This window comes from Bradyrhizobium sp. CCGB12 (assembly GCF_024199845.1).
Lineage (GTDB): Bacteria > Pseudomonadota > Alphaproteobacteria > Rhizobiales > Xanthobacteraceae > Bradyrhizobium.
In genome coordinates, this window is the sequence record NZ_JANADO010000001.1 from 8,927,770 (window position 1) to 8,938,944 (window position 11,175).

General features: G+C 62.8%; 8 protein-coding genes. 3 read left to right on the forward strand and 5 right to left on the reverse strand.

Annotation, left to right across the window (positions count from 1 at the left end; genetic code table 11):
- The first annotated feature begins 5 nt into the window (after positions 1 to 5).
- The gene (locus NLM27_RS41005; protein ID WP_254148668.1) at positions 6 to 1,376 is read left to right on the forward strand and encodes a BatD family protein; all 1,371 of its coding nucleotides are present in this window, start codon (positions 6 to 8) and stop codon (positions 1,374 to 1,376) included.
- Positions 1,377 to 1,469: 93 nt separating this feature from the next.
- Positions 1,470 to 3,158: an arylsulfatase gene (locus tag NLM27_RS41010; protein ID WP_254148669.1), complete on the forward strand. Its 1,689-nt coding sequence runs from the start codon at positions 1,470 to 1,472 to the stop codon at positions 3,156 to 3,158.
- Positions 3,159 to 4,183: 1,025 nt separating this feature from the next.
- On the opposite strand, the gene NLM27_RS41020 is transcribed toward NLM27_RS41010, so the two are convergent.
- The 5 genes from NLM27_RS41020 to NLM27_RS41040 form a co-directional block, all read right to left on the reverse strand.
- Positions 4,184 to 5,098 (reverse strand): alkaline phosphatase family protein, encoded by a 915-nt coding sequence (locus NLM27_RS41020; protein WP_254148670.1) that lies wholly within the window; start codon positions 5,096 to 5,098, stop codon positions 4,184 to 4,186.
- Between the two features lie 87 nt (positions 5,099 to 5,185).
- Entirely contained in the window at positions 5,186 to 5,872 is a 687-nt protein-coding gene (locus NLM27_RS41025) for a hypothetical protein (RefSeq protein ID WP_254148671.1), read from the reverse strand.
- A gap of 111 nt (positions 5,873 to 5,983) precedes the next feature.
- A complete protein-coding gene (locus tag NLM27_RS41030) occupies positions 5,984 to 8,038 on the reverse strand; it encodes an alkaline phosphatase family protein (protein ID WP_254148672.1) in 2,055 nt (684 codons plus the stop codon).
- A gap of 240 nt (positions 8,039 to 8,278) precedes the next feature.
- Positions 8,279 to 9,655 carry a cytochrome c peroxidase gene (locus tag NLM27_RS41035; protein WP_254148673.1) on the reverse strand — a complete coding sequence of 459 codons (1,377 nt, stop codon included), beginning with the start codon at positions 9,653 to 9,655 and terminating at the stop codon, positions 8,279 to 8,281.
- Positions 9,652 to 10,284: an EfeM/EfeO family lipoprotein gene (locus tag NLM27_RS41040; RefSeq protein WP_254148674.1), complete on the reverse strand. Its 633-nt coding sequence runs from the start codon at positions 10,282 to 10,284 to the stop codon at positions 9,652 to 9,654. The genes NLM27_RS41035 and NLM27_RS41040 overlap by 4 nt, the downstream gene beginning before the upstream one ends.
- 390 nt (positions 10,285 to 10,674) lie before the next feature.
- Between NLM27_RS41040 and NLM27_RS41045 the strand changes: the two genes are divergently transcribed.
- Positions 10,675 to 11,166: an A24 family peptidase gene (locus NLM27_RS41045; protein WP_254148675.1), complete on the forward strand. Its 492-nt coding sequence runs from the start codon at positions 10,675 to 10,677 to the stop codon at positions 11,164 to 11,166.
- The last annotated feature ends 9 nt before the right edge of the window (positions 11,167 to 11,175 follow it).

Below are 11,175 nucleotides of genomic sequence, written 5' to 3' on the forward strand. Positions count from 1 at the left end.
TTTGGATGGGCTCTATCGCGGTGCTGCTCGGCTGTGCGCTCCAGTCGCCGGATGCGCGTGCGCAACAGGCTGTGACGCCGGACCCGATCGTGCAGGTGACGATCAGCCCGCCGCGAATCGTGGTCGGACAGCAGACCACGCTGAGTATCCTGGCCCTGGCGCCGAACTACATGACGTCGCCGCCCGAATTGCCCGACTTCCAGGTAAGCAACGCGGTGACGCGGCAGTTGCAGAGCGTCAACACCAGCGAGCAGCGCGACGGTGTGTCCTATGCCGGCGTACGCTTCGAATACGCGATCTCGCCGCAGGAGCCAGGCTCCTACGCCGTCGTCGGCCAGAGCGTCAGGATCAAATTTGCGGCCGAACCACCCGCGACGCGCGACGTGACCGTAGCGCTGCCGCCGGTTTCATTCGAGGCGTTCATTCCGGACGCGGCAAGTACGCTTAGCCCGTTCGTATCGGCCAGCAGCCTGACCGTCGAGCAGGACATCAAGCGTTCGGCCGAGCCGCTCAAGGCCGGTGATGCCGTGACCCGGACGATCACGATCAGGGCCGAGGGGACGCCGGCGATGCTGCTGCCCCCTCAGCAATTCCCCGCCATCGACGGCTTGAGGCTCTATCCGGTGCAGCCGAAGCTTGAGGACAAGGTCGACGGACGCACCGACGTCATGACGTCGACCCGCATCGACTCCGCAACCTACATGTTGGAGCGGGCGGGCGACTATGAGTTGCCGGCCATCGCCATCGACTGGTGGAATGTCGAGAGTGGCAAGATCGCGCAGGTCCGTCTTGACGCCGTGCCACTCAAGGGAATTGCAGCCGCAGCAGGGTCGGCCCCTTCAACCGGCCAACCTCGGGGATGGGCGTGGGATAGAGCTTTCGATTTTATCATCGACCACTGGCGAGCCGCACTTCTGCTGACGGCTCTTATCTCCGTGCTGGCCTGGTTTACGCCTCGTTTGGCTCGTCGCGCCGCCACCGATCTTCGTCGGCGCCGCGAGGCGCATCTTCGGTCGGAGGCGTTTGCCTTCCACGAGTTGCGTCACGCGATCCGCCGTCGCGACGCCAAGGGATCGTATTTCGCCCTGCTACAATGGCTCCCGCGCATCGACACGGTCACCGCGCGGGACTTCAAGGCCGCGGCACGCGATCCGGAGCTTACCCGACAACTCGGCGCGCTGGAGAGACAATTGTTCGCGGGCCGGCGCGGCTCGGCGGGATGGTCCTCAGGTGACCTGTTGCGACATGTAACCGCCGCTCGCCGTAGCCTGCGTCCGCGTGCCACGCCGCGCGACGTGGCGGGCCTGCCCCAATATTTGAATCCGGCCGGGACTTCGCACGTCACTGCGCATGAGAACAGAAAGCCCGCCAGATAAGCTGAACACAAGGAGCCAATTCAGACGGAACGGACGATCGAAACTCGATATCACCAGCGCTAACCAATAAACACGTAGATCAGGGAGCGTCGAATGACCAACGAGACGAAGTCAGCGGGCAATGCCGCGACCGATTCCAACAGCAGCGATAATTCAGCCATTCACCGCCGGGCCGTGTTGCTGGGCACATCGTCGATCGTTGCCGCGGCCGCGCTGACATCGCAGGCGCTGGCGCAGGCCCAGAAGGCGGCGCCTTCGGCAGCGCCCGCTGCTGCTCCCGCCAGTGGCCGCAAGCCCAACATCCTCGTCATCTTCGGCGACGATATCGGCATTCCCCAGATCAGCGCCTACACCATGGGCATGATGGGTTATCGCACGCCCAACATCGACCGGATCGCGCGCGAAGGCGCGATCTTCACCGATTCCTATGGCCAGCAGAGCTGCACCGCGGGTCGCGCCTCCTTCATTCTCGGCCAGGAGCCGTTCCGGACTGGTCTTCTCACCATCGGCATGCCCGGCGATCCCCACGGCATCCAGGACTGGATGCCGACGATCGCGGATGTCCTCAAGACCCAAGGCTACGCCACCGGGCAGTTCGGCAAGAACCATCTCGGTGACCGCGACGAGCATCTGCCGACCAAGCACGGCTTCGACGAATTCTTCGGCAATCTCTATCACCTCAACGCGGAGGAAGAGCCGGAAGGCTATTTCTATCCGAAGGATCCGAACTTCCGGAAGCAGTACGGCCCGCGCGGCGTGCTCAAGGCGTCCGCCGATGGCAAGATCGAGGACACTGGCCCGCTCAACACGGCACGCATGCCGACGGTCGATGAGGAGTTTCTGGGCGGCGCCAAGGATTTTATCGGGCGTCAGGCGAGGGCCAACCGGCCGTTCTTTGTCTGGTTCAATGCGACGCGGATGCACGTCTTCACGCATCTGAAGCCGTCGTCGCTCGGCAAGACCGGCAAGGGTATTCATGCCGACGGCATGGCCGAGCACGACGGCATGGTCGGCGAATTGCTTCAACAGCTCGACGATCTCGGCATCGCCGACAACACCATCGTCCTCTACACCACGGACAACGGTGCCGAGCTTGCCCTGTGGCCGGACGGCGCCCAGACGCCCTTCCACGGCGAGAAAGGCACTACCTGGGAAGGCGGCATGCGCATCCCGATGATGGTGCGGTGGCCGGGCGTCGTGAAGCCGGGCACGCAATACAACGAGATCATCTCGCTGATCGACTGGTTCCCGACGCTTTGTGCCGCCGCCGGAATCCCGGACATCAAGGAGAAGATGAAGTCCGGCTTCGCGGGCGCCGGCGGCAAGAGCTTCAGGGTTCATCTCGACGGCTACAACTTCATGCCGTTCTTCAAGGGAGAGGCCAAGGAGCCGCCGCGCGATGCGATCTACTATTTCGACCAGGGTGGCAACCTCAATGCGATCAGGTGGAACGACTGGAAGCTGAGCTTTGCGACGGCGTCCAAGGGCAACATCGCGACCGCGACCCGCGAAGTCCCGGCTTGGTCGCTCATCGCAAATCTGCGCATGGATCCTTACGAACGCGGCATGGAGGATGGAGGGGGAGCGATCGATTTCCTCGCCCGGAACATGTGGCTGATCGTGCCCGTACAGGGAAAGATCAAGGAGTTCTTTTCCGACTTCGACCAGTTCCCCTATCAGGAAGGCAGCTCGCTGAACGCGAGCGGCATCAATTACGGGCTGCTGCGGCAGCAGGCGGCTTTGAAGCGGCTCAATGAGCTTGAACGCTTGAAGCCGCAATAGCGGGAGAGCAGGGAAGGGATCGCTGCAATGGTGGCTCGGCTCACTGCACCACTATGTGGGTCTCGCGACCACGGCGGTTGCGGTGGCGCAGCCGGGCGATCCATTGTCATCCTGGAACGACGGCGCGGCGAAATCGGCGATCGCCGATTTTGTCGCGCGCGTTACCTGCGATGGTGGGACGGACTTCGTTCCCGCCCGCCGGGCGCATCGCCATGTTCGACAACGACGGCACGCTCTGGTGCGAGCAGCCGATCACTGTCGCCCGTCGGGCAACACACCCCGCCACCCCGTCAACCCCTCCCCACAAAAATATTCCACTTTACCGAAATTCGGAAATGGCGTATCTGTCGCTTCATCCCGGCTCACCCTTGAGGGGCGGTCATTGTCGTGGTGATCGCAGGGCCGGGCTTGCGGTGGACGCAGCAGCGTCGGGCGCGAGCAGCCAAGGGCGGGGCGGATTGCTCTCCGTGAGCCCCATGGCTTCGCGCGGACGAACGGCGCTGTCAGGTTCGTCTCGTCTGTAAGTTTCCGGCTCCGTCGACAGGGCCGGGAAGACTGCGGCGAAATGGCGAGCCGTGCGTACGGCAAAACCGTGTGGTCCTGGCCGTCGTTGCTACGGTCAAGCTCTTGCGGATGCGGCAATCGCGTCAACCGGCGCGGTGCTGGCGACTTCCGCCGGGGCGAGGGAGGCCAGAAGGAATTCGGCTCCCGGGAGAGCACGGCATACGCCGTCCGACCATCGCGCAGGGAAGGCCGAGTGATTGGCTACACCTGTATGCTGCTGTGCGGTCTTTTTGCGCTACATCTTCGCGCAGCGGACCGTGGGTGCCAGCCGGCACCCGGCTTTCCCTGCGCCCTCTTGGCTTCGAGGGTGGAGAGATCAAGCAAAGCTCGGGCGAAATGCGCCGCGGGGAGGAGAAGCCATGCCTGCTGTCTCGCTAGCACGTAACAACCATGAAAATTGCGGCACGCAAGCGGCCATCTGGCCCGCATCAGGTGTTGACGCGGGCCAGAGCCCTTTCTTGTCAGTGCCAGCCGCCTTCGCCGGCCTTGAGCGCGGCAGAGAGGCTGCGAACCCGGCGCGTCACCAGCGGATCGAGATCGAACCGCTTTTCGAGCAGCCTGAGAATCGACGTCGTGTCGAAATCCTCATGGGCGACACCCGATTTGTCGAAACGCCTGGAGATCAGCAGCGCCGGGACCCGGGTGCCCGGACCCCACTGATCCGCAGCAAGGGCTTCGGCACCGTGACGGTTGTGCGGCGGCGGAGGAACGTGATCCCACTGACCGCCGAACTCGTCATAGGTGATGACGATCAGCGTATCCTTGCCATCAGGTCCTTCGACGATCGCCTTGATGAGATCGACGAGGTGCTGGCTGCCCTCGGATTCGCTGGTGTAGCCGGGATGCTCGTTCTCCTCGCCGACCGGCTTGATGAAGCTGACCTGCTTCAGCCGGCCGTTCCTGGCGGCCTGGATGAACTCAGCCTCATCCTTCAGATGGTCCTTGCGGGCCTGCGTTCCCGGTGCGTAGGTCGCAAAGTAGTTGAGCGCCTGGTGATGGAACTGGAAGTCCACGTCGGGGCAGTTCGGGAAGACCGCCGTAGTGAGATGGTTCGGATCGGTGCAGGTGGTGCCGTTGCCGTTGGTCCAGCCGGATGCGCCGACATCGCCATTGACGTTCGACCAGCCGCCCGAATACCACGCCCAATCAACGCGCTTGGCCGACAGACGATCGCCGATGTTCGGCGTGTGCAGTGGCGGCAGGCGCTTGATATCAGCGGTGCCTGGAGAATAAGGCTGATAGAACGGCTGCGTCGTGTTGACCGCATAGTCGCCGCAGGCAAGGCCCGTCGGCAGGCCGGTCTGGTTGCACTTGGCGGTGAGCTGCGCATCCTTCACGGTGGTGGTCGGCGTATAGAGCGGCGTGCTGGTCGGCATGCCGTTCGCATCGACGATGGAGTGGAAGTCCGGTTGCTGCCGGCGGCAGGCCAGCAGCCGCAGTGACGCGGAACGCTTGCGCCGGGCTCACTCCGAGTCCGGCTGCGCGACCCACACGTCGCTCTGCTTGATCCGGCGGATCAGCGCTTGCGGATCGAATTTGCCGATGCCGGCGGGAATCTCGAACGCTTGCGCCGGCTGGGGTTCGTCGCGGATGCGATCGGCGGTGATTATCGTGCCGTCCTCCGTCTTGATCCGGACCGGGAATCTGCGCTCGCGGTCGACCCAAGCGAGAAAGGTGGAGCCGGATGGTGTCGCGACCCGGTAAACGTACATTGCTCGCCCCGCGATCGTCTCCTCGCTCTCGCGCTGGCAGTGCCATGTCGGAAGATCAGTCGGTGCGGATAGCTGCGCCATCGCCAGCCATTGCCGGCAGGGATCGTTCGGATCGACCGGAACGAGCATCCCCGTCAGGGGGCTCGATTGCTTCGCGTCCATGAAAACGCGCGCGCCGGGGCGGACGAAATAGGCCGCAGGCCCCGCCATGTCGATCAGGAAGAAGCCATCGGGCAGCGCGGCTGCCTCTAACCGCTCCTTTCCGTCCGAGACACGCAAGCGTCCCAGTGCAGTCGTCGTCTCGTCCTTTCTGGCAACAAGATCAGCAGAAAATTGCTGCGCCTCGAGCGATCCCGCCGTCGCTGCCAGGAGCGTGGCGGCGAGCAGGGAGGCTTTGAGGAGCCTGCTAACCGGCGAGACCTGTGCATCGATCTTCATGGACATATTCCCGGGTTGCTTCATGGCGGACAGGACAACGCCGACCGAACTATGGGTTCGGCCGGCGCCGGCATCAGGGCGATCAATGTCTCGTGCTGGACGAGAGATCGATCACTCGGTGTAGGACAGCGTGACCGCCTTGCTGAAGTCAAACGCGTCGAACATGTCAGACAATGCGGGGCTGTTGGTCGGGACGTACTCGTTGTTCTTCGAGTAGGTCGGGTTCGGCAGGTTGTCGCGGCTGCGGTTCGTGAGCGGCTGGAGAGCCCAGTTGCGTTCGATGAACTTCAGCAGCGAAACGTGGTCGGCGTAGTTGTGGTTGACCTTGCCGCCCGTCGAGTAGGGCGAGAGGATCAGGGTCGGGATGCGCGGTCCGTCGCCGAAGAAGTCGATCGACTGGATGTAGCCCGAGTCCCAGTAACCGCCGGCCTCGTCCCAGGTGATGAACACCGCGGTCTCGGCCTTCAGTTCCGGATTGTTGTCCAGCGCGTTGAGCACGTTCAGGGTATAGGCCTCGAACAGGTCAACCTTCGAGCTCTGCGGATGACCGTCGAGCAGACCGTCCGGCTTGCCGAGCGACACCGCGGGCAGGGTGTTGTTCTCGATCGCCGTGATCAGATCGGACGTGTCCTTCATGTGAGCCTGACGCACGGTCGGGTTCGCCATAATCGAGGTCGCATACTGGAACGGATTGCAGATCTGGCAGTAGGCGATACCGAGCGCGTGTGCCGGATCGGCAACCGCGGCAGCGGTGAGGTTCGGGTTGGTCGGATTGGCCGCAACCGCAGCGTTCGAGAGCGTCACGGCGTCGTTATACGCACCACCATAGAACGCCCAGGAGATGTTCTTCTCCATGAGCGCATCGCCGATCGTGCGGACCGACGACGGAGGAACGTTGCTGCCGCCCGACAACGCGCCGTTCGGGAGATAGCCCGGATTGACGTTGTTGAGCATGTAATAGTGGTTGGGCTTGCAGTTCGGCTCGGCCGCGTACGGCAGATTGTTGAGATAGGTCACGATCGGCTTCACGCCGGGCTGGAACACATCGGAGCAGTTGCTCCAATTGCCATCGACGGTGTAGCGGTTGACCGTACCCGCGACCGGGTTCGGGTTGGCGATCGCGCTGGCCGGCGGCGTGGCCGTGTTGCCCTTGCCGTCGCTCCAGAAAGCTGCGTCGCCGGTACCGAGCATGAAGTGGTTCGCGCCGGTGCCGCCGTGGAACGACTGGTGGAAGTTGTCGCTCAGCGTGAAGCGGTCGGCGAGCATCTTGAGGACCGGGGCCTGACCCTGCTGGGCATTATAAAAGCCCATCGAGTTGGCCGCGCTCTTGTTGGACGCCGAGTAGGTCGCCATCACGAACGGGAACAGGTCGTTCAGGCAGCCCGAATTGTTCTTCTTCGTGGCATTGGCGGCGCTGCAGTCGTCCTGCTGCCAATCCTGATAGAAGCGATGGGTCGAGTCGCCGGTGTAGTCGTCGTCGCTGATCTGCTCACCCTGCAGCTGGAAGGGGCCGGTCAGGCTGCCGGCGCCGGGAACGCGGGTGTCGAGCACACCGGTCGGCAAGCCGCTGAAGCCGGTCGTGAGGATGTCGAGATCGCTCGGATCCATATCCTTTTCGACACTGGCTTCGGCGATCGTCTTGAACGGGGCGCCGGTGTCGCTCTGCGCGGTCGGCGTGCCGTTGGTGTTCGGCTGCGGCATCTTGTTGGTCGCGTTGTAGGGCGACTTTCCGATCGTCGGCGCGCCGATATAGAACGACGGCTGGCCCGCGACCGAATATTGCTGCGCCTGGGCGAAGTTCGGGCCCGGCGTTCCGTCCTCGTTGACGATGCCCTTCGACAGCAAGTTGGAGATCGTCTGTCCCTTGCCCTTCGGCTTGTAGATACCGAAGGTGTGATCGAGGCCGCGGTTTTCACCGATCAGGATGATGACGTGCTTGATCGGCGAGGCGGTCTTCACCTTGTCGCCGTGATCCTTGTCACCATGATCGCCGTGATGTTCGTTCCGGCCTTCGTCGTGCGATTTGTTGTTGTGGTGTGAGCGCTTGTCCCACGGGCTGTGACCGCCCGGATAGTGAGCGGCGTAGGCAGCAGTTGCGACGAGCACCGTGGATGCGAGGCAGATCGCGGTGCTGGTTCGCCAGTGCTTCTTGTAATTGAAAGTCATTGTCGACCTCAGGATGTTTGCGGTTAGCAACACAGACCTGCTTAGTGAGACAATATGACGCATGCTTTTCGTTGCGATGAATGCCCGAAAGAAATTTCGAAACGTTCCGAGAATTTCTGTGGAGACACACGCAACGAGAATCGCATCTCCGCGATTCAATGAATCCGCGAGCGACGGCAAAGGGTCTTCAGCAATTTCAAGCGACCACGAGAATCGCAAACGCGGTTCCGCGCAGCATAATCAATGCGAAACGTGCTTTGACTGCATCACCTGTCGAAGTGCGGCATAGTGCTGATCGTGGACGTCCTGGTTGAAGAGCGACCACGGTTCGGCGCTGGCGAGCAGCGCGGGCACTGCGGCGGCCATCAGATAGCGATAGTTCCTGAGTTCGGTGGCCGCGTCGGCGTTGCGTCCTGCTGCAACGGCCATATCGATTCGCCGTAGCGTGAGAACGAGTTCCTTGAGGCTGTTGCGCGCGAGCACCCGCTGCTGTTCGCCACCCGACACGCTGGTGTTCTTCCGGTCGGGATATTGCTCGGTCAACTCGCGCAGCTCGCGGCCGATCGTGTCGACCGCGAGGGCGACCGTGTCCTTGTCGCCGGCGGGAACGGCAATCGCGAGCACGGAAGAGAAGTCGTTGATCTCTTTCAGAGTCGCGCCGGCGCCGTCGCGCTCATAGGGCTGTGTGCCGTCGCCGACCGCAGTCAGATAGGCGACGAGGTCGCCCTTGTCCTGTGCGGAGAGGCCGAGCTGGAAATTCCGGTCGAAATAATCGACGACCTGATTGAAATCGTCGAAGCGGCCGTCGTGAAAATACGGCGCGTTGAAGTCCGCATTGCGCAGGGTCGGGGTCTTGAACAGGCCGCCGGAGCCGATGTCGTGCTGCTGATGATCGACGAAGCCTGACGATGGAACATGACAGCCCGCGCAGCTCAGCGACGGATCGTGCGGGAACGGCTTGGAGAACAGCGCTTCGCCGCGGCGCTCCGCTTCGCTGATCTTGCCTGCCAGACGTCCCGCAGGACCGAGGCTCGGATTGGGCAGGAAGTCGATGTCCTGGATATAGGCGACGATCGCGTTGAGCGTTGCCGGGGAGGGCTCCGGTCCGGCGAACTCGTTGGTGATGACGTTGTGGACGAAGTCGCGCAGCGAGGCGAACCGTCCATCGGCGCCATAGGGCGCAAGATAGCGCGCGCCGCGCAGGCTCGGAATCCTGACGGGGTCGAACGCCAGATTGTTGGCCTTCGGATTGAACAGCGGGCCGGTGGTGTCGAACGTGCCGGGCCGGCTCGACATCTTCGGCATGAAGAATTTCGAGTTGTTGGCTCCGTTGACGTGACAAGTGCCGCAGCTCACCCCGCCCTGCCGTGCCACCGGGCCGAGCAGTCCCGGTGAATTGAAAGCGAGATCGCCAAGATTCACGAGGTACGACTTGCTGCCGGTGCGCTCGGATTGGAACACCTCGCGTGGCTTGTCGAGTGCATCCTCGTTCAGTTCGGTTGAAACAGGCAGAACGGTCTTGTCGCCGTCGACGGGGAAGGCCACCGCCTGGCCGAACAGCGCAAGGACCGCAAGCCCCGAAAACAGCGCGACTGGACGCAGGTAAAGCGATGTCATCGTGCCTGGGCCTCCAGCGTCGGGCGCTGCAGGCCGAGCTTGGCCGAAGCCCCCTGCAATGCCACGACCAGCTCCTCACTGGTCTGGCGCAGGTCCGCAATATCGACGTGTGGCAGATCTGGCGTTGCGACGATTGCCTCGAGCTGCTCGATCCGGTTCGACACCATCTCGTCGAGCTTGCCGTCCACCGTATTGAGCGCGGCGGAGAAAATCGTGTGATACGCGAAATCGATGCCAGCGATGTTGTTGCGCATATCGTCGAGCGAGGTTCCGCTGATGCGTGACTCGCCGCCATCGGCCTTGCTCTCCCCGACTTCGTAGGCGAGCCGCACCGTGCCATCCAGCAGGCCTTGGGACGTGAGCTTGATGTCCTTGAGCTTGCCGTGCAGATCGTCCAGATGCTGTACGAGACCTGCCGCATCGGCGGCGACATCCGTGTTGCCTGCTCCGAACAATTTTGCCTCGATCGCGTGGAACCCGCTGTCCGCGTTCGGCCAGGCGTCGATCTGCGCATCGAGTTCGGGGACGAAGCCGGCGGTGAACACTTCGGAGCGTTCCCAGCCCGCACGCGCCGACAACCAGGCCTTCTTGGCGCCGGGCAAATCTGCAGCTGCGGCGCGCTCCCGCAAGGCGCGCGCGCCCGCCAGCGCACTGGCGACGCCCTCGATCAGATACGGCCGATAGCTTTCGGCTCCGTCCTCGAGAGCGCCGGCATGCGCGTCACGCGCTCCGGCCAACGCCGCCAACAGAAGGCACGTCGCCACTCGCATCTTGTACATTGTCCAACCCACTCATCCGCCATGAAGGGCTCATGGCGCGTAGTGCGGCGAACTATTGTCGGTATCCTATGCGGATTTGTGACAGCACGGACGTTTTGTCGCATCTTTCTATTTCGACACCATCGTCGACGATCACAATCCTGCAAACTTACTCCGCTACGATTGATCGATTCAAATCTGCTCCCCAGCGCGGATTATTTGCGACACGGCGTCCACACGCGTCACTCCCGTCACGTCACGATGCAGATAGGCTACGAAGCTCTTTATTTTCTCGGGTCTTACGGCGCGCTTTGCGTGCTCTGCTGCGCTGTCGCCCTGATCGATCTTCGCCACGGCATCATTCCCGATTGGCTCAATCTTGCGATCGCAGCCCTCGGTCTTGCCAATATAGTCGTCACAGACGGCGCAGCTGCCGCTCCTAGCGCGGTGGCGACCGCCTTTCTCGTTGGTGTCCTGTTCCGGCTATTGCAGCGTCTTTACTTCAGGTTACGACATGTGGACGGGTTGGGACTTGGCGACGTCAAGTTTCTTGCCGCGGCCACGATCTGGGTTGGCGTCGCCGGCGTGCCAACGCTGCTGCTGATTGCTGCGGTCGCGGCACTTGGCGTCGCGGGCGGCCTGCAACTCGCAGGCCACGAGATGAAGCGTCAGACGTCGATCCCGTTCGGCCCCTTCCTCGCGCTCGGCCTTCTCGCGACGCCGGCCCTTCAGAACTGGCTTGGCCTGACCTAAAATCGGCAT

Bases quoted from the DNA above. Each gene is read 5' to 3' on its own strand.
- NLM27_RS41035 (WP_254148673.1), bottom strand. From the start codon at position 9,655: ATGACATCGCTTTACCTGCGTCCAGTCGCGCTGTTTTCGGGGCTTGCG.
- NLM27_RS41045 (WP_254148675.1), top strand. From the start codon at position 10,675: ATGCAGATAGGCTACGAAGCTCTTTATTTTCTCGGGTCTTACGGCGCG.
- NLM27_RS41010 (WP_254148669.1), top strand. From the start codon at position 1,470: ATGACCAACGAGACGAAGTCAGCGGGCAATGCCGCGACCGATTCCAAC.
- NLM27_RS41030 (WP_254148672.1), bottom strand. From the start codon at position 8,038: ATGACTTTCAATTACAAGAAGCACTGGCGAACCAGCACCGCGATCTGC.
- NLM27_RS41020 (WP_254148670.1), bottom strand. From the start codon at position 5,098: ATGCCGACCAGCACGCCGCTCTATACGCCGACCACCACCGTGAAGGAT.
- NLM27_RS41025 (WP_254148671.1), bottom strand. From the start codon at position 5,872: ATGAAGATCGATGCACAGGTCTCGCCGGTTAGCAGGCTCCTCAAAGCC.
- NLM27_RS41005 (WP_254148668.1), top strand. From the start codon at position 6: ATGGGCTCTATCGCGGTGCTGCTCGGCTGTGCGCTCCAGTCGCCGGAT.